The sequence below is a fragment of the Nocardia spongicola genome (assembly GCF_047200775.1).
GTDB lineage: Bacteria > Actinomycetota > Actinomycetes > Mycobacteriales > Mycobacteriaceae > Nocardia.
In genome coordinates, this window is sequence record NZ_JBJZOO010000001.1 from 282,103 (window position 1) to 307,571 (window position 25,469).

Here is a 25,469-nt window from a genome sequence, read left to right on the forward strand (position 1 = left end):
CGGGTATGAGTGAGGGGTCATGCGATGAATCTGAAGTCGGACGGAACTGCCTATGGTGATCTGGAGCTGATTCCGCTTTCGCGGGCGCAGTACGGCATGTGGCTCGCGGATCAGATGCCAGGTGGGCCGGCCGTCAACATCGCACAGTATGTCGACATCGAGGGCCCGGTCGATGTCGACGCGTTCGTCGAGGCAGTGACCGAGGCCGGACGCGAAAACGATTCCTATGTGATGCGGGTGATCGAAATCGACGGTGTCCCGTATCAATTCGTCGACGAATCCATCACCGCCTACGACGAGGATGTGCTCGACGTCAGTGGTGCGGATGATCCGGTGGCGACGGCGATGGAATGGATGCGCCGTGACTACAACGCCAAGGCGGTCGATCTGAGCCGGGACCGGCTCATACGGACGCGGCTCATCAAGATCGGCGCGGAGCGGTACTTCTGGTACGCGCGCGCCCATCACCTCATCATGGACGGATACGGCGCCTTCAACGGTGTGACTCGAATCGCCGAGCACTACAACGCGCTGCTGGAGGGGAGAGCGCCGAGTCGAGTAGACGCGGCGAGCCCGCGTGACATCGTCGAAGCGGAGAGCGCTTATCGCACCAGCTCACGATTCGAGAAGGATAAAGCGTATTGGCTGGACAAAGTCACCGGTCTGCCGACACCGGTGAGTTTGTCGGGTCGCACCGCCCGCTCGAGTAAAGTCGACACGGTCGCCGGTCTGGAGCTTCCGGCGCGGTTATCCGACCTGCTCGATCGTTTCGCCGAGGAGATGGAAGCCTCGGCCGCGCAGGTGGTGATCGCCGCGTTCGCCGCGTTCCTGGCCCGGATGACAGGTACCGATGATGTGGTGTTGTCGTTGCCGGTGAGTGCGCGAGTGACGAAGCGGCTGCGCAATGCCGGAGCGATGTTGGCGAACATGGTGCCGATCCGATTCGCCATAGATACCACGACCACCGTGGAAGAGGTAGTCCGCGCCTCGGTGTCCGAACTCGTCTCGGCGATGCGGCACCAGCTGTACCGATTCGAGGATCTGCGCCGTGACTCTGATGCGCTCGACGCTGCCGCGACCTCCTTCGGTCCGATCGTCAACATCCTGTTCTTCGATACCGAGATTCGTCTCGGATCGGCCACCGGCCGCTATTGCGCGCTGACCTCGGGTGCGCTCGATGATCTGCAACTGAATCTGTACCGCCCCGGAGCCGACGCACCACTGCTCATCGAGCTGCACGGTAATGCGAATCTGTATGGGCAGGAGGAGCTAGAGGGGCACGCCCACCGGTTCATCGACTTCCTGAGTCGTTGGATGGAGTCGCCACTGGATACACCGATCGCCGACCTTCAGCTCCTCGCCCCTGCCGAGGAGCAGCGCGTTGTCGGCGAGCTCGCCGGTCGCGTCGGCGAATCTCCTGCCGCGACACTGGTGGATCTGTTATCGCGGCAGGCAGGCAGTACACCGGACGCGGTGGCGGTCACCTCGGGTTCGACCGCTCTCAGCTATCGCGAGCTGGACGAGCGGTCCACCCGGTTCGCCCGCAGGCTCATCGCCCTCGGCGCGGGGCCGGAATCGCTGGTGGCCATCGCGATGGCCCGCGATGCCGATCTGATCGTCGCCACCATCGGCGTACTGAAATCCGGCGCGGGCTATCTCCCGCTGGATGTGGCGCATCCGCCGGAGCGGCTCGAATACGTGCTGAACGATGCCGATCCGATCGCTGTCGTGACGACCGGGGACATGCGGGAACACGTACCGGGCGATCCCGCTCGTCTGGTGCTTTTCGATGATGTTCCCGTCACGGGGGATGCGAGTCCGGTCACCGATGCCGATCGAACCTACCCGCTGCGTTCCGAGCATATCGCCTACGTGATCTACACCTCCGGATCCACCGGTCGGCCGAAGGGGGTGGCGATCACTCATCGTGCCGTCGCCACCTACCTGGTGAATTCATGTGCGGAGATCGGTATCGAAGCCACAGACGTCTGGACTCTTTTCCACTCGTTCGCCTTCGACTTCTCGGTATGGGAGATATTCGGCGCCCTGACCAGCGGTGGGCGAGTCGTTGTCGTAGACAGTCTCACCACGCGCGCTCCGGACGAGGTCGTACGCCTCGCCGCACGTGAGAAGGTCACGGTCTTCAATCAGACACCGTCGGCGTTCCACCAGTTCGCGGCCGCGCGACAGCGATACGAGCATGCCGGTGAGCCGGAGGGGAAGCTGTCGCTTCGGCTGGTCATCCTCTCCGGGGAAGCGCTCCATCCGGCGGGGCTGGCCGATTGGTACGCGCACAACCCGAATCTGCCCGTGTTGGCCAACAGTTACGGGATCACCGAAACCACCGTCTTCGTCACGTATCTGCGTTTGACCCCGGATATCGCCGTACCCGGTGCGCCGAGCATGGTTGGCCGGGCGTTGCCTGGCTTACGCACCTATGTCCTGGATCAGCGGCTGCGCCCGTGTCCGCTCGGCGCTTGGGGCGAGATCTATGTCGCGGGAGCCCAGTTGGCCCGCGGCTACCTCGAACGGCCCGCCCTCAGCGCGGGCCGCTTCGTCGCCGATCCGTTCGGCACACCGGGTGGGCGTCTCTACCGCAGCGGAGATGTCGCACGGTGGAATCACCACGGGGAACTGGAATATCGTGGCCGGGCCGATCACCAGGTCCAGTTGCGGGGATTCCGGATCGAATTGGACGAGGTCCGCAACGCGTTACTGACCCACGACACCGTCTCTGCCGCGGTCGTCGTCGTGCATCTGCCCGGCACGGAGGCAGCCCGCATCGTCGGATATGTCGTTCCGGTAGCCACAGCCACCTGTGTGGCCGAAGACCTGCGCGCACATATCGGCGCCATACTTCCGGAATATATGGTGCCGGCGAGCATCGTCGAAATAGCGGCGGTGCCGCTGACCGTCAACGGCAAAGTGAACTATCGGGCGCTGCCCGAGCCGGTATTGGATTCGACCGCGGAATACGTAGCACCACGCACCCGCGTCGAAGAATCGATCGCGGATGTCTTCGCCGAGGTGCTCGGCACTGATCGAGTGGGCGTGCTGGACAGCTTCTTCCAACTCGGTGGCAACTCGATCACCGCGACCAGCGCCGCCGTGCGGATCGCCGAGGTCACCCGATGCGACGTATCGGTTCGCGACCTGTTCGTCCAACCGACAGTCGCCGCGCTCGCGGCTCAGCTCGAGGGGCGGCACCGCTCCGGCAGGCCAGCGCTGCGGGCGGTGTCCCGGCCCGACCCGATCCCGCTGGCTCCGGCGCAGACCAGGATGTGGCTGGTCAATCAGGCCGATCCCACCTCAGCGGCGTACAACATCCCGCTGGTGGTGCGCTTGTCCGGGCGTCTGGATATCGCCGCATTGCGTGCGGCGTTGATCGATGTGCTCGACCGGCACGAATCCCTGCGTACCGTATATCCCGCCGTGGACGGTGTGGGCACGCAGCTCATCCTGCCCGCGGAGCAGGTTGCCGCTGAACTCGATCTGACTCCGCGGCCGACCGAACCGCAGGACCTCGCACAGCGGATTCGTGAGCTGGCGATGAGCGGTGCCGATGTGCGCGAACGCCCGCCGATCCGAGCCGCGTTGCTTGCGGCTGACGAGGACCACCGAGAGCATGTGCTTGTCGTCGTCCTGCACCATATCTGCTGCGACGGAGCGTCGCTGCGACCACTCGCGGCCGATGTCGCAATCGCCTACGAGGCGAGAGCTATGGACAAGACGCTGGATTGGCCGCCGCTGAGCGTGCAGTACGCCGACTACAGCATCTGGCATCGGAGTCTGCTCGGTGATGCGAACGATCCGGATTCACTGCTGGCTCGGCAGGTACGTTACTGGGCAGAGCACTTGGCGGGGATGCCTCCGGTGCTGGAGCTTCCCGCGGATCGTCCACGGCAGGCCCGGCAGTCGCTGATCGGCGATGTGGTGGACACGGTGATCCCGGCCGAGGTCTTCGCAGGCATCGCGCAGCTGGCCCGGGCGACCGATGTCACCACCTTCATGGTGGTCCATGCCGCGCTGGCGGTCCTGCTCGCCCGGTTGTCGGACACTTCGGACATCACCATCGGCACCCCCGTCGCGGGTCGGGGTGAGCGAGCACTCGAGCCGCTCATCGGCATGTTCGTCAACACCGTGCCCTTGCGTACCGAGGTGCGTTTCGACGAGCCGTTCACCGCGTTCCTGGCACGCGTCAAGGACGTCGATGTGGATGCCTTCGCCAATAGCGATGTGCCTTATGAACGTCTCGTCGACGAGCTCCAGCCGAAACGGTCGACCGCATACGCACCGCTGTGCCAGGTGTATCTCGCCTTCGAGAATATGGACCAGGCCGTCCTGGAGCTGTCCGAGCTCACCGTCGAACTCATGGACCCTGGGGCCGAACCGGCGAAAGTGGACATCATCGTCACGGTTGCCGAGAACACCGCAGGCGGTGGTGATGTAGGCCTGCGGATCAATTACGCGACCGATCTGTTCGATCGCGAGACCGTAGAAGAACTCGCCGCTCGATTGAATCGGGTCCTCGCCGCATTCACCGTGAACCCGCGCACGCGGGTCGATGATGTGGATCTGTTGTCGGGAGTCGAGCGGTTGGCTCTGGTCCCGGCCTCAGGTGGTCCTGCAGAGGAACCGAGGGTACTGGCCGAGGTGTTCACGGTGCCGGATCGGCGCGCTACCGCAGTGGTGTCGGGGGAGCGTGTGCTGTCGTACGGGGAGCTGGACGCGTGGTCGAATCGCATCGCGCGGGTGTTGATGGACTGGGGAGCGGGGCCAGGCACCCGAGTGGCGTTGGCGATGGGCCGCTCGGTGGAGTTCGTGGTCGGGGTATGGGCGGTGGCCAGAACAGGCGCCGCGTTCGTGCCGGTCGATCCGCGTTATCCCAGCGAGCGGATCGCGCATATGGTCGCCGATTCCGAGGTGGAGATCGCGCTTACCGTCGCGGTCGCCCAGCATCTGCTTCCTGCCGAGGTCCGGCAGTTGGTGCTCGACGCCCCCGACACCGAGGCGTTCATCGCGGCACAGCCCTCGGCCCCTGTGCGCGATGCGGATCGTATCCGCCCCTGTCAGATCGCGGATACGGCGTACGTGTTGTACACATCGGGATCGACGGGCACACCGAAGGGGGTGGAGGTCACCAACGAGGGCTTGGCGAATTTCGCGGTCGAGCAGCGAGTCCGCTACCGGGTCGATCACCGGTCACGGGTATTGCAGGTAGCGGCCCCCGGGTTCGACGCCGTGATGCTGGAATTACTGATGGCGCATGCGAACGGCGCGGTGCTGGTGATCTCTCCTCCGGAGGTGTCCGCGGGCGCGGAGTTGGCGCAGCTGATCCGCGCGCACCAGGTGTCGCATGCCTTCCTGACACCGAGTGTGCTGGCGACCATGTCGCCGGTGGGGCTCGATTCGCTGCAGGTGCTGGTGGCGGGTGGTGAAGCGGTATCGGCCGAAACAGTGGCGGTATGGGCGCCAGGCAGGCGGCTGCACAACGGATACGGCCCCACCGAAACCACGATCATGGTGGCGATCAGTGATCCGCTGAGTACCGAGGAGCCGGTCACGATCGGCGGACCGATCCGCGGCATCGACGCCGTGGTGCTCGATACCCGGTTGCGTCCGGTACCGGTAGGAGCGACCGGTCAGTTGTACGTCACCGGGGCGCAACTGTCCCGTGGCTATCTCAACCGGCCTGCCGCGACAGCTGTCCGGTTCGTCGCCAATCCCTATGGTTCGGCGGGCACCAGGATGTACGGGACCGGCGACCTGGTCCGATGGACTGCCGAGCACACTCTGGAGTACCTCGGTCGCACCGACTTCCAGGTCAAGATCCGTGGCCAACGGATCGAACTGGGCGAAATCGAAGCAGTTCTCGCGGGTCATCCCGGAGTGGCGGCAGCGGTGGCAGTCGGCACGGCCACGGACGGCGGAGCGCGACTCGCCGCATATGTGGTGCCCGCGGCGGATTCGGTGGATACCGCGGAATTGTTGCGGCACGCTGCGCAACGTTTGCCTGCGCATATGGTCCCGGACACCGTGATGGTGCTCGATGCGCTCCCGCTGTCGTCGGTGGGTAAGGTCGATCGCGCCGCCCTGCCGGAGCCGGAGTTCGCTCCCGCCACCGAATTCGTCGCACCCCGCACCCCCACCGAACAGGTCGTCGCCGATATCTGTGCCGGGGTGCTCGGCGCCAGGCGCGTCGGTCTGCTCGACAACTTCTTCGATCTCGGTGGCAACTCGCTGTCGGCTACCAGGGCGGCAGCGCAACTGAGCGGTGCATTCGATGTCGAGGTTCCGCTGCGCGTGCTCTTCGAGATGCCGACCATCGAGGCATTGGCGGAGCATCTGCGCACCGCGAGCACCGCGCGACGGCAGCCACTTGTCCCGCAAGAGCGTCCGGAGCGGATCCCACTGTCACCGGCCCAGGCCCGCATGTGGTTTCTCAACCAATTCGACACCGCCTCGGCGGTGTACAACATTCCACTGGTCGTGCGGATGTCGGGTGCTCTCGATGTGGCCGCTATGCACGCGACGATCGCGGATGTGCTGCAGCGGCACGAATCACTCCGGACGATCTACCCGGACAGCGACAGCGGACCGCATCAGGTGATCGTGTCGGCCGAGGCGGCGTTGCCCGCGCTGGTGCCGGTCCAGGTGTCCGCGTGCGATCTGGAAGAGCGGATCGGGGCGGAGGTGGCGGCCGGGTTCGATGTCGCCGCACAGGTTCCCTTCCGGGTCGCACTGCTGCGCAGCACACCCGACGAACACGCCTTGGTTCTGGTCGTCCATCACATCAGCTTCGACGGGTCGTCGCTCGCACCACTCGCCACGGACCTGATGCGGGCTTATAGCGCCCGCATCAGGCAGCAGACCCCGGACTGGGCCCCGTTGCCCGTGCAGTACGCGGATTACGCGCTGTGGCAACGCGCCTTGCTCGGTACCGAGGAGGACAAGGACAGTCCGACCGTCGCCCAGACCGAGTATTGGCTGACGTCGCTCGCCGACCTCCCCGAGGTACTCGATCTGCCCACCGATCGGCCGCGGCCTGCCGCGCAGTCGTTCCGTGGCGCGACAGTATCGGCGACCCTGCCCGCCGAACTGCATCGTGCGGTGGTCGCGCTGGCTCGCAGGCACGGCTCGACCGTCTTCATGGTGATGCACGCGGCGTACGCGGCGCTGTTGGCCCGGCTGTCGGGGACCGGTGATATCGCGGTCGGTACCCCGGTCGCCGGCCGAGGTGAGCCCGGACTCGACGGTCTGGTCGGAATGTTCGTCAACACCCTGGTACTGCGGACACACATCGATTCGGGCGCCTCGTTCAGCCAGATCCTGGACCAGGTCCGGGCTACCGATCTGGCTGCTTTCGAGAACGCCGATATTCCCTTCGAGCGCCTCGTCGAGGTATTGAATCCGCTGCGCACGACGGCACACGCACCACTGACGCAGGTGGGATTCTCGTTCCAGAACATCGAGATCCCCGTGGTGGAGTTCGAGGGCCTGACGGTCTCGGCACAGCTGCTCGATCCGAGCGTGGCCAAATACGACCTGCATCTGAACCTCGTCGATGCCCTGGAGCCCGATGGGGAACCGGGCGATATGGCAGTGGAATTCAGTTATGCGACAGATATTTTCGATGAGTCCACGGTTCTCTCGATATTCGACCGCTATCTGCTGCTGCTGCGCGGTGCGGTCGCCGATCCGGCGCGGGCCGTCGGCGATATCGAGTTGCTGTCCGTACTCGAAGCCGGGGAGTTGGCCGCGTGGTCGACCGGGGTGCCGACGCCGACACCGCCCGCGACGATCGTGGACCTGTTCGCCGCGCAGGCGGCGGCGACCCCGGAAAACCCGGCGGTGCTCGACAGTGTGGGCGGTGGTCTGCTGAGGTACCTGGAGTTCGCGGAGCGGGTGAATTCGCTGGCGCGAGCACTGATCGGGCGCGGAATAGGACCCGACACCGTAGTGGCCGTCGGGATGCGCCGTTCGGTGGATCTGCTGACCACGCTGTATGCCATCCATACGGCAGGTGCGGCCTATCTGCCCCTTGACCCGGACCATCCCGTTGATCGGCTGCGTACCGTTCTCACTGCCGCTCAGCCGGACGCAGTCTTGATCCGGCCGGCCGACACCCTGGAACTGCCTGATGACATCCCGGTGTGGACGCTGCCGGAACTCGACGCGGAGCAGGCGGATTCGTCGGTAGTTACCGATGCCGATCGAATCCGGCCGCTGTATCCGGACGATCTCGCTTATGTCATCTATACCTCTGGCTCGACCGGTGTTCCGAAGGGAGTGGCAGTACCGCATGCCGCGGTGGTGAATCAGCTCCGCTGGCTGCGCGAGCATTATCGGCTCGGCGGTGACGACGTCATGCTGCTGCGGACACCGGTAACCTTCGACCTGTCGGTCTGGGAGCTGTTTTCCGCGTTGACCTGTGGCGCAGCGCTGGTTGTCGCAGGCCCCGACGCGCACCGTGATCCTGGTGACGTGGCCCGGTTGATCGCCGAACACCACGTGACCACAGTGGATTTCGTCCCTTCGCTGCTCGCGGCTTTCCTCGAGGCGGCACCCGCGTACGAGTTCAAGGATCTGCGGCTCGTATTGTGCATCGGCGAAGCGCTCCCTGCTGAGACTGTTCGTCGTTTCCGAGAGTTCAGCGATGCGCGCATCGACAACTTGTACGGGCCGACCGAGGCAGCGGTCAGTGTCACCGCCCACCACATCGATGCGATCGACGGTACAGCGGTACCGATCGGTATCCCCGAGGCGAACGTGGTCGTCTATGTCCTCGACTCGCGACTGCGTCCGGTACCGGTCGGCGTGACCGGTGAGTTGTATCTGGGTGGGGTGCAGCTGGCTCGCGGCTACCACGCACGTCCCGGTGCGACGGCGGCGACATTCGTCGCCGATCCCTTCGGTGGTGCCAGGCTGTACCGGACCGGTGACCTCGTTCGCTGGGATACGGGCGGCAACCTGCGCTATGTCGGCCGCGCGGACACCCAGGTGAAGATTCGTGGTCTGCGGATCGAACTCGGCGATATCGAGGCCGCGCTGGTCGCGCACGAACAGGTGGACGCGGCCGTCGCGCAGGTGCGCACCGACGGCGGCACGCAGCGCTTGGCAGCCTATGTGGTAGCCGGAGAAACAGTGGATACCAAGCAGGTCCGTGGTTTTCTGCTGGAGCGGCTGCCCGCGTATATGGTGCCGTCCTCGGTAATCCCGATCGACTCGATCCCGCTCACCGCGAACGGCAAGGTCGACTACCGAGCGCTGCCGGTACCGGCAGCGAGTACTGAGCAACCCGAGTATCGAGCGCCGCAGGGGCTGGTCGAACAGACCATCGCCGCGGTCTTCGGCGAGCTTTTCGACCGGCCGGGGATCGGTGCGGAAGACAATTTCTTCGACCTGGGCGGAAATTCGCTTATCGCGACGCGTGCGTTGAGCCGTATCGGTGACGTCGTCGACGTCGCCATCCCGGTCCGGGCGATATTCGAGGCGCCTACCGTAGCCGGTTTGGCCGAGCGTGTCGCGCAGTTGCGTGCGGTGCCGAGCCTTCCCGCGCCGACGGTGAGAAACAGGCCGGATCGCATTCCGCTGTCGCATGCGCAAACCAGGATGTGGTTCCTCAACCAGTTCGATCCCGATTTGCCCGGATACATTGTGCCGTTGGCGATTCGCCTCGAGGGTGTCCTCGACCTCGGAGCGCTGGCAACCGCCGTCGGTGATGTCATCGAGCGACACGAAAGCTTGCGGACTGTCTATCCGGCGATCGACGGCATGCCCGCACAGGTGGTGTTGGATACGGCCGATGTCGTGGCGACATTCGATCTCACGCCGCAGCCGATCAGCGAGCGGGAACTGCCACACTTGCTGGCCGAGTTCTCCAGTACCGGATTCGATGTGGCGAAGAGCGTGCCACTGCGCGCGGCGTTGTATGAGCTGTCGGACGCGGCCTGGACAGTCGTGTTGGCCGCGCATCACATCAGTTGCGACGGCTATTCGGTAGCGCCGCTCGCCGCCGATCTGATGACAGCCTATCGGGCACGGTCGAATGGAAGAATGCCCGACTGGGCTCCGCTTACTGTGCAGTTCGCCGACTACGCACTCTGGCAATACGAAGTACTCGGCTCAGCAGACAATCCGGATTCACCTGTGGCCCGCGATATCGCCTATTGGCGAACCCAGCTCGCGGGCATACCCGATCTGCTCGAGCTGCCGCTGGATCGACCGCGGCCGGTCGAGCAGTCTCAGCACGGCGCGGTACTCACCGTCGATATCTCCGGTGAGCTGCAGGGCCGGGTGGAGTCGCTGGCCCGCCGCGCCGGGGCCACGCCGTTCATGGTGGTGCACACGGCTTTGGCGGTGCTGTTGTCGAGACTGTCCGGCAGCGACGACATCACCATCGGTGTGCCACACGCGGGACGTGGTGATAGATCACTGGACAACTTGGTCGGGATGTTCGTGAACACCTTGGTGATGCGTACCAGGGTCACGCCGGATCAGACTGTGCTGAGCCTGCTGGATCAGGTACGGCGCACCGATCTCGATGCTTTCGACCATGCCACCGTGCCGTTCGAGCAGTTGGTTGATGTGTTGAAGCCGGCTCGATCGACCGCGTACGCACCGTTGTTCCAGGTGATGCTGGCCTACCAGAACATGGCGCGGGCTCGCGTAGAACTTCCTGGGCTCACCGTCGAGAATCTGGATCCGGGTGACAGCGCCGCGATCTACGACCTGCTGCTCATGATGACGGAGAGCCACGGCACGCATAACGAGCCGACCGGCATGACGCTGCGCGTGACCTACGCCACCGGCATCTTCGACGAGGACTCGGTCCGGCGTTTCACCGAACAGTTCATCCGGGTGCTCGACGCCGCGGCGACCGATGCCGATTCGACGGTCGGCGCGCTCGAGCTGTTCGATGAGGCGCAGCGCCGCCAGGTGCTGGAGCGGTGGAACGACACCGGTGGCTCCGCCGCGCCGGGCCGGACCCTCGTCGATGCCTTCGACGATCAGGTCGCGCGCACCCCGGATAGTCCGGCGATCCGCATCCCCGGCGGGGATACGATCACCTACCGGGATTTCGACGCTCGCGTCAATCGGTTGGCTCGCTGGCTCATCGCATGTGGCGCTGGGCCGGAAACGGTGGTAGCGGTGGCTATTCGCCGGTCGGTCGAGCTCGTCACGGCACTGTACGCGGTGGTCAAGGCGGGCGCCGCGTACCTGCCGCTCGATCCGAATCAGCCGAGCGCGAGGACCGCGCGGGTGCTGAGCGTGGCACAGCCGCTGCTGGTACTCACGACATCTGCGGACGACGGCAATCTGCCCGACGGGTTCGTGGCCGCTCGGATAGATCATCTGGACACAGCCGATCTGTCCGCGGCCCCGATCACGGATGCGCAGCGGCGTGCCCCGTTGCGGCCGGACAACATCGCCCACGTTCTGTTCACTTCCGGCTCCACCGGTGTCCCCAAAGGGGTCGCTTCGACCCATGCCGCGACCACGAGCCAAATGGCCTGGGCACAGCAGCAGTGGCCACATGACGCATCGGATGTAGTGCTGTACAAGACTCCGATCACGTTCGACGTCGCCATGTGGGAGTTGTTCTGGCCGCTGCAGACCGGTGCGCACATCGTCATCGCCGATCCCGATGGACACCGCGACCCCGCGTACCTGGCCGAGATGATCGAGCGCTATCAGGTCACCACGGTGCACTTCGTCCCGTCGATGCTCGATGTTCTGCTCGAATCCACCGACGCGGGCCGGTTCCCCTCGATCCGGCGAGTGTTCATCGCGGGTGAGGCCTTGGCGCAACGCACAGTCGACTCCGCGGCGCCGGTGTTCGTGAACGCGGATCTGGTGAACTGGTACGGACCGGCGGAAGCGGAGGTCGTCACCGCTGCGCGCTGCCTGCCAGGTGCGGCGAACACGGCGATGGCGCCGATCGGCGTACCACCGGCAGGCATGCGGGTCTATGTGTTGGATGCCCGCCTGCGGCCAGTGCCGGTCGGCGTCGTCGGCGAACTGTACGTCTCGGGCGTGCAGATAGCGCGCGGCTACCACGCGCGTGCCGACCTCACCTGTGGTGCCTTTGTCGCGCATCCGTTCGGCGCGCCGGGTGAGCGGGTCTATCGCACCGGTGACCTCGTCCGGTGGCGCAAGACTGGGGATCTGGAGTATGTGGGCCGCAGTGACTTCCAGGTGAAGGTGCGCGGCCAGCGAGTGGAGCCAGGTGACATCGAAGCTGCGTTGCGCGCGATTCCGCAGGTAGCGCGGGCTGTGGTTGTTGTGACGGCGGAACGGATCGTCGCATACGCGACGCCGGTGCCTGGCGCGGTGCTCGATGGCCGGGCGATTCGCGATCAGCTCACTCGAACACTGCCTGCTTACTTGGTTCCGGATGGCGTACAGGTTCTCGACGCCTTGCCGCTCAATGCGAATGGGAAGCTCGACCGGGCAGCGTTGCCGCAGCCGGTGTTCGACAGCAACGAGACATTCGTCTCGCCGCGAACCGATCACGAGGCAGTGCTCGCGCGCGTAGTCGCAGAACTCACCGGGGTCGACCGGGTGAGTGTCACCGCGAATATCTTCGAGATCGGTATCAACTCGCTCTCTGCTGCCCGGATCGCGGCGCGGGCCCAGACAGCTCTCGGTGTCGATGTCGGCATCCGGGATATCTTCGAGGCGCCGACGATCGCCGTTCTGGCCGAGCGGATCGCAACGCGAACCCGGACTTCGGTTGCACCGCTCGTCCCGCGGTCACGCCCGGCCACGGTTCCGTTGGCTGCGGCGCAACGGCGGATGTGGATGCTCAACCAGCTCGATACGGCCTCGGCGGCATATAACATCTGTTTCGCGGCTCGATTGACCGGTCCGCTGGATATGGCAGCGTTGCGGTCGGCCTTCCTCGACGTGGTGACCCGGCATGAACCCCTGCGCACGGTGTACCCCATGGTCGACGGCGAACCGTGCCAGGTCGTGCAGGATGGCGCGACGACAACCGCGGATGTGGTGTTCGACCCGGAACTGGTCGCTGATGAGACGGATCTGATCGATCGTATCCGTGACATCGCCGGGACAGGATTCGATGTCACGGAAGCAGTGCCGGTACGGGCACGGGTGTATCGCATCGCGGCCGATGAGCACGTTCTGGTGCTCGTAGTGCACCACATCGCGGCCGACGGCTCGTCGATGGCTCCACTCGCGCGGGATGTGTTCGCCGCGTATCAGGCCAGAGCGAAGGACCGGGTGCCGCAGTGGGAGCCACTGGAGATCCAGTATGCCGACTACGCGTTGTGGCAGCGGGAGCTCCTCGGTGCGGAGGATGATCCGACGTCGCTGATCTCGCGGCAGATCGCGTACTGGACCGAGGCCCTCGACGGCGTCCCGGAACTGCTCGGTTTGCCCACGGATCGGCCTCGGCCCGCTGTGATGTCGATGTCGGGCGGCAGGGTCCGCTTCGAAGTATCCCCGCAGTTGCACGACGACATCGTGCGGCTGGCCCACCGCGAGGGTGTCACCGTGTTCGTCGTGCTGCACGCGGCATTGGCGATCCTGTTGTCCCGCGCCGCGCACAGCGACGACATTTCGGTCGGTACTCCCGTCGCGGACCGTGGCAGGCCGGAATTGGACGAACTGGTCGGCATGTTCGTCAATACGGTGGTGCTGCGTACCAGGATCGATGACGATCGGTCGTTCCTGGAGTTGTTGTCCGAGGTGCGTGATATCGACCTGGAAGCGCTTGCACACGCCGATCTGCCCTACGAACGGCTGGTCGATGTCCTCGATCGGCCACGTTCGACGGCGTACACACCGCTCTACCAAGTGCTGTTCGGACTGCAGAACATGCCGATGGCTCGGTTCGAGTTGCCAGGTATCGGTGTCGAACTCCTCGACCTCGGCATCGCGCAGGCCAAAGCCGACCTCACGGTTTTGGTGACCGAACGTCTCGACGGCAGCGCGCCGGGCGGTATCGATGGTGAGATCATCTACGCCACCGATCTTTTCGTGGAATCGACCGCGAGAGCACTTGCTCAGAGGTTCCTCCGCGTCCTCGATGCTCTCGTCACCGAATCGACCAGGCCGATCGGGGATGTCGATCTGTTGAGCGCCGAGGAGACCGAACGTCTGGTCCCGGCGCGCGGTCCCGCGGCCCCGCAGCCCTGCGCGCTGCCCGATCTGCTGGCACAGGCCGTGGCCGTTGATCCCGCTGCGGTTGCTTTGGTCGGGTCGACCGGGACGCTCACCTATGGAGAGCTCGACCGGAGGGCGAACCAGCTCGCCAGGTACTTGCTCGGCGTTGGCGCTGGGCCGGGGGTGTTCATCGCGCTGGCGGTGCCGCGCTCGGTCGACTATCACGTCGCCATGTGGGCGATAGCGAAGACCGGCGCCACATTCGTTCCGGTGGATCTGCGGTATCCCGTCGACCGGATCGCGCATATGGTGGCCGATTCCGGGGTCGAGGTCGGGATCACGCTCGCGGGCGCGCGGACCGTGCTGCCGGACGCAGTCCGCTGGCTTGCGCTCGACGATCCGGAGACGACAGCCGCTATCGTGGCGTATCCCGAGCGGACGGTCACGGCTACCGACCGCGGACGTCCACTGCGGCTCGCGGATGCGGCGTATCTGATCTACACCTCCGGTTCGACGGGGACACCGAAGGGTGTTGTGGTCACGCACGAGGGTCTGGCGCAGTTCGCGGCCGAGCAGCGTGAGCGGTATCGGGTGGACGGCACGGCGCGTGTATTGCAAGTAGCGGCACCCGCGTTCGATGCTGTCTTGTTGGAGGCGTTGATGGCGACCGAGGCCGGTGCGGCACTGGTGATCTCGCCGCCGGAGGTGTTCGGCGGCCAGGAGCTGGCCGAGCTGATCCGGACACACCAGGTGACGCACGCGTTCCTGACCCCGAGTGTGCTGGCGACGCTGTCGCATGCCGCCCTGGCCTCGGTGCGGATGCTGACCGTCGGTGGGGAGATGATGCCCGCGGAGTTGATCGCTGCCTGGGCGCCGGGACGTCAGTTCCACAATATCTACGGTCCGACGGAAACCACGATCGTCACCACGATGAGCGACCCGGTGCAACCCGGTGACCCGATCACGATCGGTGGTCCGATCCGTGGTGTGGCCGCCCTGGTATTGGATGCGCGGTTGCGTCCGGTACCGGTCGGGGTCGCGGGGGAGCTGTACCTGTCGGGTCCTTGTCTGGCACGGGGATACCTGAATCGTCCAGCGGCCACAGCGGGTGCGTTTGTGGCGAACCCCTTCGGGGAGCCTGGTGCGCGGATGTACCGCACCGGCGATATCGTCCGCTGGACCGCGCAGTACGCGCTGGAATACGTCGGCCGCATCGACTTCCAGATCAAAATTCGCGGTCAGCGCATCGAGCTCGGCGAGATCGAGGCAGCGCTGGTAGCGCATCCGCAGGTGGCTACCGCGGTGACGATCAGCCGCCGTGGCCCCGGTGGGCAGCCGCTGCTGGCCGCCTACGTCGTGCCGGAACCGGGGACGGTGGTCGAACCCGGTGTCGTACTCGATCATCTCGCGACAGTGTTGCCCGCCCATATGGTGCCCGCGGCGATCACGGTGCTGGATCGTATGCCGATCACCTCGACCGGGAAAGTGGATCGGAAAGCGCTGCCGGAACCGGTCTTCGGGCCGGTCGGTGAGGAGCGGGCGGTCGCCGCATCGACCGAGCTGGAGCGCACCATCGCGGCGGCCTTCGCCGATGTGCTCGGGATGACGGCGGTAGATGTGACGACCTCGTTCTTCACCCTCGGTGGTGATTCCATCCTGACGATCCAACTGGCATCACGCCTGAAATCGGCAGGGATCGTCCTCACCGCACGGGATATCTTCGAACGCAAAACTGTTCGCGCCTTGGCGCAGGTCGCCGCGGCCGCGGAACAGGTCTCGCTCGAAGAACTCCCCGGGGGCGGTGTGGGTGAGATCCCGTTCACCCCAGTGGTTTCCTGGTTCACCGAACGGCTCGCAGCGACACCACGATTCGCGCAGTCGATGCTGGTGCGCCTGCCCAGGGACGCGCGCGTCGATGAGGTGACCGCCACCGTGCGGGCCGTACTCGACCAGCACCACATGCTGCGCTCGCGGCTGCGGGAACAACGGCTGGAGGTACTGCCCGAAGGTGCCGTCGTAGCAGAGAACGCGGTACTGACCCGCACTTTCGGTGCGGACGAAGCCCCTGGCAGTGCCGGGTTCACCACTGTGGTGGAAGCGGCGCTCGTCGAGGCATCCGACGGCCTCGATCCCGCAGCGGGCCGGATGCTGCGGGTCGTATGTCTGCTGCCAGAAGCCGGTGTGGCTGCCGATGCGCGTGCTCTCATCGTGATCCATCACCTGGCTGTCGACGGGGTATCGTGGCGGATCCTGATTCCCGACTTCGCGGCCGCCTGGCAACAGCTCACCCAGGGCCGCGCGGTCGAGTTGCCCGCGCAGGGCACATCGATGCGGCGCTGGGCGCACGCGTTGGCCGATGCCGCCCCCGAGCGTGTCGGGGAGTTCACGCTGTGGCAGCGGATGAGCGCGGCGGCCGATCCGCTGCTCGGTCGCGCGGCACTCGACCCCGCCGTCGACACCCAGTCGACCGTACGGCAGGTGACGGTGTCGCTTCCGGTGGAGGTGACCTCGACATTGCTCGACGTGCTGCCCCGCGCGGTCCGCGGCAGCGTCGACGATGCGCTGCTTGCGGGTCTGACCATGGCGCTGACTCGCTGGCGTAGTCGACGTGGTATCACCCACTCGGGGATGAAAATCCTGTTGGAGGGGCATGGGCGCACAGAGCAGATCGCTGAGGGCGCGGACCTCTCCCGTACCGTGGGGTGGTTCACCACGATCTATCCGGTAGCGCTGGAGCTGAGCGCACTCGCGGCAACGGATGTGCGTGCGGCGGTGAAATCCGTCAAAGACCAGTTGCGCGATATCCCAGACAAGGGTATCGGCTACGGGCTGCTGCGCTATCTGCACCCCGGTACCGCCGATCCGCTCGCCGCCGCCCCGGAGCCGCAGATCAGCTTCAACAATCTCGGTCGCGCGGGCGTCGATCTCACCACCCTGTCGGATCTGGCCTGGATCCCCACCGACGAGCAGTTCGACCGGCGCTCCGCCACCGATCCGGAGATGCCAGCAGTCGCGGTCATCACGATCGACGCGCATATCGCCGATACCGCGAGCGGGCCGCAGCTGAGGGCTTCGGTGGGGTATGCGTCGCGGTTGCTCGATCACGGCGAGGTGGTCGAACTCATGGACGAATGGGTCGCCGCGGTCACCGAGATCGCCACCACGGCCAGCTCAGATGACAACTGGGGGCTTTCGTGTGCCGATGTTCCGCTCGTCGAAGTCGGACAATCGGATCTGGATACCTTCGCCGACCGATACGGAACTCTCGACGAGGTATGGTCGCCGGCACCACTGCAATCCGGGCTGCTGTTCCATGTCGAATTCGCCGCCGGAGAGCTCGACGTCTACACCGCGCAATCGGTGCTCACCCTGACCGGCACGGTCGATGCGGACCGGCTGGAGCGGTCGGCGACAGCCTTGCTCGCGCGGCATCCCAATCTGCGAGCTGCCTTCGTCCGAACCGCCGACGGCGTTCCGGCGCAGGTTATTCCCACCGCGACCGCAGTACGCTGGCGCAGCATCGATCTGACCGACAGCGCGGAGACCGCGGAGGCGCTGGTCGCCGCCGAGCGGACGATCCCATTCGATCCCGCCGACCCTCCGTTGCTGCGATGGTTGTTCGTGACTGTGGCACCACACGAATTCCGGCTGGTGCTGACCGCGCACCACCTGCTGCTGGACGGCTGGTCATTGCCTTTGCTGTGGCGGGAGTTGATCGGTCTCTACGCGGTGGATGCACGGGCGGAGCTGCTGCCTGCGGCAACGTCGTACCGCACCTACCTGGAATGGCTGGCTCGGCGCGAGTCGTCTGCCGGTATCGAGGTGTGGCGTGCGGTGCTGCGCGATTTCACCGAGCCGACGTTGATCGCCGACGCGTACCGGGAGACTACCGCGAACATACCGGTCGACCTGACGGTAGTGCTCGATCGCGCAGTCACAGCCGAGATGGTGGAGTTCGCCAGGGCTCACGCGGTGACCATGGCGACGATCCTGCAACTCGCCTGGGCGGTGGTGCTGAGCAATCAGCTCGGTGCCGAGCGTGTCGTCTTCGGTGGCACGGTTTCGGGAAGGCCTGCCGACCTTCCTGGTGTGGAATCGATGATCGGTTTGTTCATCAACACGATCCCGGTCGCGGTGCACGTGTGCGCAGACTGGACCATCGAGTACGCGCTGCGCCGCCTGCAGGCGGATAACACCCGGTTGCTCGACCACCACGACGTCGAACTGTCCCAGATCATGTCGGCCACTGGCACTGCCCAGCTGTTCGACACCTTGGTCGTCTTCGAGTCGTATCCGGTCGACAGCACAGGTCTTGGTGACACCGATATCGACGGTATGCGGGTGCTCTCCGCGGACGGAAGCGATGCCGCGCACTACCCGATCACCGTCCAAGCACATCAGACCGACGAGTTGCACGTCAGAGTCCGGTACCAGCAGGCCCGCATCGACGCTGGGACGGCGTCCGGTCTTGCCGCCCGCCTCGAAACCGTGTTGCGTGCCATCGTGTCCGCTCCACAGACACGGATCGACGCGGTGGATCTGCTGTCCGTCAATGAACGCCGAGATCTGGTGCCTGCCTCGGGAGGGCCTGCCGAGGCACCGCGCGTACTGGCGGAGTTGTTATCGGCAGGTGCTGCACCGCATCTCGATGCGGAAGCAGTGATTTCGGCAGAGCGTACGATTTCTTACGCCGAGTTGGACGCTTGGTCGAATCGGGTCGCCCGCCAGTTGATCGAATGGGGCGCGGGACCGGGCGATCAGATCGCGGTGGCGATGGCCCGCTCGGTGGAGTTCGTGGTCGCGCTGTGGGCGGTAACCAAAACGGGGGCCGCATTCGTGCCGATCGATCCGCGGAATCCGGCCGAGCGCATCGCGCATATGGTCGCTGACTGCGGGATACGGGTCGCGGTCACCGTCGAGGCATTGCCGAATCTGCTTCCGGAGGCGGTCCGGCTGTTGACTATCGATGATCCGGATACCCATGCCGCGATCACGGCACGATCATCGGCCGCGATAGCCGAAGCGGATTTGCGGCGGACACCACATATCCGGGACACGGCCTACGTCCTCTATACATCGGGTTCGACGGGCACCCCGAAGGGTGTCGCAGTCACGCATGAGGGGCTGGCGAATATCGCGGCTGTACTGCGTGATCGGTTCGAGGCGGACAGCCGGTCGCGTGTGCTGCAGGTGGCCGCGCCCGGCTTCGACGCGGTGGTGCTCGAACTGTTGCTGGCCCATACGACCGGCGCCGTGCTGGTAACGACACCACCGGAGGTGTTCGGCGGTCCGCAGTTGGCGGAACTCATTCGAGTGCAACGGGTGTCGCATGCGTTCCTGACACCGAGTGTGCTGGCGACGATGTCACCCGAGGGACTGGATTCGTTGCGCGTGCTTTCGGCCGGTGGAGAAGCGGTGACGCCGGATACGGTCGCGGTGTGGGCGCCGGGCCGGAAGCTGCTGAACGGGTACGGACCGACCGAAACCACCATCTTCGCGGGGATCAGTGCCGCGCTGCATCCCGGTGATGACGTGACGATCGGCGGTCCGATCCGTGGCGTCGAAGCCGTCGTATTGGATGCGCGGTTGCGACCGGTGCCGGTCGGCGTCGTCGGGGAGCTGTATCTCGCGGGTGTACAACTGGCCCGCGGGTATGTGAACCGGCCCGTGGCGACGGCGAATGCGTTCGTGGCGAATCCGTTCGACAGCGCAGGTGCACGGATGTACCGCACCGGCGACTTGGCGCGCTGGACACCCGAACACACCCTGGAGTACCTCGGGCGCAGCGATTTCCAAGTCAAGATCCGTGGTCAACGGATCGAACTCGGCGAGATCGAAGCCATCCTGGCCGGGTGCCCAGGAGTGGAGCACGCGGTTGTCGTGCTGCGCAAGGACGAGCGCGGCATCGATCGGCTCATCGGTTATCTCGTCGGTGCCGCGGATGTGGATCCTGGTGAGGTCAAAGCCGCCGCACGGTTGCGATTGCCTGCACATATGGTGCCGCAGGTGTGTGTGGTACTCGCCGAACTCCCGCTCACCAGGACCGGAAAGCTCGATCGTCTGGCGCTTCCCGCACCGGAATTCTCGACGAGCGGAGAGTGGATCGCCCCGGGCACCGGCACCGAGCGCCGGGTCGCGGAGGTGTTCGGCGCCGTCTTGGGCATCGACCGGGTAGGGGCGAGTGACGACTTCTTCGATCTGGGTGGCGACTCGCTGTCCGCGACGCGGGTGACCGCGCAGTTGAGCACGATGCTCGGCGTGCGCATCGGTGTCCGAGATGTGTTCGAGGCACCGACAGTCGCCGAGCTCGCCGCGCGTCTGGCCACCCTGGAGCGGAGTGTCCTAGTACCACTGGTCGCGCGACCCCGTCCCGCTCTGGTGCCGCTGTCCCTGCCGCAGCAGCGGATGTGGTTCCTCAATCAGCTCGACACCTCGCTCGGCGCGTACAACGTCCCGCTGGTGATCCGGCTGAAGGGCGCCCTCGATATCGATGCGCTGCAGCGCGCGTGCGAATTGGTCATCGAACGGCACGAGTCGCTGCGCACCAAGTTCCCGATGACCGGCGCGACACCGCATCAGGTCGTGGTCGGCGTCGAGGAAGTCGTACCAGCCTTGACCGCGGTCGAGGTCGAGGAAACGCATCTGCTGGAACGAGCGGCCGCCGCGGTCTCGGCGAGTTTCGATGTGACGCAGGCGCCGCCGTTGCGCATCGAGCTGCTCCGGCTCGGCTCAAAGGAACACGTTCTGATCATCGCCGTGCACCACATCTGCGCCGATGGGCAGTCCATGATTCCGCTGGCGCGGGACGTGGCAGTGGCCTATCAAGCAAGCAGACAAGGCAGGCAACCGGTGTGGCCGGTCCTTCCGGTCCAGTACGCGGACTACACGCTGTGGCAGCATGAGGTGCTCGGCGACGTGCACGATCCCGGTTCGGTCATGTCCCAGCAGTTGCGTTTCTGGACAGAAACCCTCAGCGGGCTGCCCGAACTACTGGAATTGCCGACCGATCTGCCCCGGCCGCCGGTGGCTTCATTGCGCGGCCGGACGCTGGATTTCGAGCTCCCCGCTTCAGTGCAGGCCCGGGTCGGTGCGCTCGCGCGCGAGTCGAACGCGACGGTCTTCATGGTCCTGCACGCCGCGCTGGTGGTCTTGTTGTCCAGGCTGGCCGACGTCGACGATGTCGCGGTGGGTACCCCGGTAGCAGGGCGTGGGGAACGCGCACTCGACGATCTGATCGGCATGTTCGTCAATACACTCGTGCTGCGATCTCGGGTAACGCGGCGACAATCGTTCGCCGAGCTGCTCACCGACGTACGGGAGACGGACCTAGAGGCGTTGGCGCATGCGGAGGTGCCCTTCGAGCAGGTTGTGGAGGCACTGAATCCGGTCCGGTCCACTGCGCATCTCCCGCTGTACCAGGTGACGATCGATGTGCAGAACCTGAGCATGTCCGCAGCGGAATTGCCTGGGCTCACCATAGAGCCGGTCGAGAGCGGGTTCGAGCCGGCGCAGGCCGACCTGAATCTGAAGCTTGTCGAGCGGTTCGGTGAGCACGGCCGTCCGGACGGCATCATGGGGCGGCTGACCTACGCCACCGACCTCTTTGTCGAAGAGACGATGGCCAGGTTCGCTCAGGCGTACGGACGGATTCTGGAAGAGGTGACCACGAACCCGGCCGTCGCGCTCGGTGATATCGATATCGTCGGTGCGGCACAGCGGCGTGAATTGCTCGCAGCCTCCGGGGATGACGGTGTTGTCGCCGATACGACACTCGCGGAGCTGTTCGCCGCCAGGGCCATCGCACAACCGGATGCGATCGCGGTCACCGATGGTGCGTCGCAGCTGACCTACAGGGAGCTGGACCGGCGCGCCGCCGCGGTGGCTGTCCAGCTCACCGAGCGTGGCGTGGGTCCGGAATCGCTGGTGGCCGTGGCATTGCCGCGGTCTGTCGAATTGGTCGTCGGCCTGCTCGGCGTCGTGCGCGCGGGGGCGGGATACCTGCCGTTGGATGTGGCCTATCCGCCGGAGCGATTGCGGTTCATGATCGAGGACGCGGGTCCGGCGGCGGTACTGACCACGACGGATATGACTGCGGCGGTCCCGGAGTGTGCGGTACCGCTCGTGCTGGTCGAGGATTGCGTGGATACCGTCACACATATTTCTTATCCCGCAGTGGTGTCGGGTGTGCGCCCGGACAACGTCGCATACGTGATCTACACCTCAGGGTCGACGGGGCGTCCGAAGGGGGTGACGGTCAGCCACCGGGAAGCGGTCACCTTGTTCGCCAACGCGGCTCAGCGGTTCGACATCGGACCCGATGACGTGTGGACGATGTTCCATTCCTACGCTTTCGACTTCGCTGTATGGGAAATCTGGGGTGCGCTGTTGTCCGGTGGCAAGGTGGTCGTTGTCGACTACGACACCTCCAGGTCGCCGGAGACATTCGTGGACATGGTGGCGCGGGAGCGAGTGACAGTGTTGAGCCAGACTCCTTCCGCGTTCTACGGATTCGCCGATGCTGAGCACCGCTATCGCGAATCGGGTTGTCCGGCCGGAGCTCTCGCGTTGCGTTATGTCGTCTTCGGTGGCGAGGCATTGGACGCGTCGCGATTGACCGGATGGTTCGCCGCGCATGAGCCGGGATCACCGCGGTTGGTGAATATGTACGGGATCACCGAAACAACTGTGCACGTGACATCTTCCGAGGTCACTGAGCCCGGTATCGCCGGAATCGGGTCACCGCTACCGGGGTTGCGGGTGTACGTGCTCGACGATCGGCTGCGCCCGGTATCGATCGGAGCGGTGGGAGAGATCTACGTGGCCGGTGGCCAGCTCTCTCGTGGCTATCGCGGAGCGCCCGCGTCGACCGCGAGCCGATTCGTGGCGAATCCGTTCGACCCGAACGGCGCTCGACTGTATCGGACGGGAGATGTGGGCCGGTGGCGGAGAACCACGAACGGGCTGGAGTTGGTGTACGAGGGCCGGGCCGATGCCCAGGTGCAGGTGCGCGGTTTCCGGATCGAGCTGGGTGAGGTGGAGTCAGCGTTGCTGCGGCATCCGCAGGTCACCCAGGCCGCGGTCACGGTGCACCGCCACGATCGGGGCGTGGATCAATTGATCGGTTATGTCGTGTGTGCCGAAGGACAGCGGATCGATCCCGGGGAGATCAGGCAGACCGCTGCCCAGATACTGACGAGCTACATGGTGCCTTCGGTGATCATGGTGCTTCCCGCGCTGCCGTTGACCGTCAACGGCAAGCTCGATCGAAAGGCGTTGCCTGCTCCTGATTTCGGCGAAGCGGCACAGGATTTCCTCGCGCCGAGGACACATACGGAAAAAGTCATCAGCGAGGTCTACGCGCGGATACTGGGAGCTGAACGTGTCGGAGTCACCGACGGGTTCTTCGATCTGGGCGGAAATTCGCTGTTGGCCACGATGGTGGTAACCGAGCTGCGGACTCGTGGGGTGACGATCGCGTTGCCGTGGATGTTCGACGACGCGACACCGAAAGCACTCGCGGCCAGGGCAGACGGTGCAGAGGGAGGCTCCGGTCTGCAAGTGTTGCTTCCGTTGCGGGCGAACGGCAGCAAGCCCGCGATATTCGCGGTGCATCCCGCGGGCGGGTTGGCGTGGTTCTACGGTGGTCTCGTCGAGCACCTGCATCAGGATCGGCCGGTGTACGGCTTGCAGGATCCGCATGTCGTGGCGGGGGAGCCGGCCGCGACCTCCGTGGAAGAACTGGCCGAACGCTATGTCGCCGAGATCCGCCGAGTGCAGCCGAGCGGTCCGTATCATCTGCTGGGCTGGTCGCTGGGCGGTGAGATCGCGCACGCGATGGCGGTGCGATTGCAACAGCAGGGGCAGCGGGTCGGCATGCTGGCCATGATGGACAGTATGGTTGGCTCCGCCGAGTCGTTGGGATCGTCGGAGGTCGGCACGGTAGACGAACCCACCCCGGGCCGGCTGATGGCGGACCTGCTCGGTGGCTGGCGGGAGTTGTTCGATCTCGGTGACGAGGTACGAGCGGCCACCCACGAGCAAGCATGGGCTGTTATCCGGGACCAGGTCACGGCAACAGGAATCTTCACCGCCGAACAGGTCGATCGGGTGATGGAAAGCTTCGTGACCGCGGGCGATATCGCCCAGGACTATCGGCCGGGAAGCTACGACGGCGACCTGGTCTTCTTCACCGCGGGAAAGGATCGCGTAGATCATGATGCCGCCGTGGCATCATGGCGGCCCCACATCACCGGCGCTACCAACAATACGGTCGTCGCCGCACGCCATCTCGAGTTGACCCATCCGGACGCACTGGCCTTCATCGGCCCGATTCTCGAAAGGTGCATGGACGAATGCTGACGAACCCCCAGAAGCTCCAGCAACTGAAACTCGAGGACGGTAGGACGGTCGCCTGCACCAGCCCGGCCGAGGCACGAATGCTGTGGGGTGAGATGTCCACCGACGGGTTCTACCGGCGTGCCGCCGCCCATCTCCGTCCAGGTGATATCGCACTCGATATCGGTGCGAACATCGGACTCAGCGCGATGATGTTCGCCGATGTCTGCCCCGGAATCCAGGTGATCGCCGCTGAGCCTGCTCCGATGACGTTCGATTGTCTGGAGCACAATCTGATCGCTCATGTGCCCAATAGCATCCGCTGCCGAGTCGCCGCCGGAGCAGCGCCGGGCAGTGCGTCGTTCACCTGGTATCCGCGAGCATCGGCGAATTCCGGTCTCTACGCCGACCGCGAAGCAGACGACGAAGCCACCGAGATCTACTTACGTAACAGTGGCCTGAACGACGAGGCCATCGCGCTCATCACTGCCGACCTACATGATGGTGAGCAGATAGACGTCGAGGTCACCACAGTTTCGGCGCTGCTGGACCAGCACGGCTCCGACGCCGAGATCGGGTTGTTGAAGATCGATGTCGAGCGGGCGGAACTGGACGTTGTGCGCGGTATCGCCGAAGCGGACTGGCCCCGCATCCGTGCCGTGGTCGCAGAGGTTCACGACCAGGACAACCGGTTGACGCAGTTCTGCGATGTGTTGCGCCTGCACGGGTTTTCCCCGCAGACCCGGCAGGACCCCAGCTTGAGCGGGACCGAACTGCATGAAGTGTATGCCGTCCGTTCCTGAGATCGTCTGACCTGTTCATCCGGATATCCGTAGGGGCAGTCGAAACAACTGCCTGCCACAATTGTGGACTCATCTGTAAACGCTTGGGAAACAGCCCTGTCGGCGTAGGGCAAGACGGCGGCCGTGTGACCGTGGCAAAGGGCATACGGCCGCCGTCTGCGGTGGTGTCGCTGTTGTCGATTACCGGCTGTTCCCGTGGCG

The 25,469-nt window shown here is 65.2% G+C and carries 2 protein-coding genes; both read left to right on the plus strand.

Features of this window, described 5'->3' with window-relative positions; all coding sequences use genetic code 11:
* The first annotated feature begins 24 nt into the window (after nucleotides 1–24).
* The gene (locus ACL02S_RS01305; protein ID WP_412800376.1) at nucleotides 25–24,489 is read left to right on the plus strand and encodes a non-ribosomal peptide synthetase; all 24,465 of its coding nucleotides are present in this window, start codon (nucleotides 25–27) and stop codon (nucleotides 24,487–24,489) included.
* Nucleotides 24,483–25,268 (plus strand): FkbM family methyltransferase, encoded by a 786-nt coding sequence (locus tag ACL02S_RS01310; protein ID WP_412800377.1) that lies wholly within the window; start codon nucleotides 24,483–24,485, stop codon nucleotides 25,266–25,268. The genes ACL02S_RS01305 and ACL02S_RS01310 overlap by 7 nt, the downstream gene beginning before the upstream one ends.
* Nucleotides 25,269–25,469 lie beyond the last annotated feature (201 nt).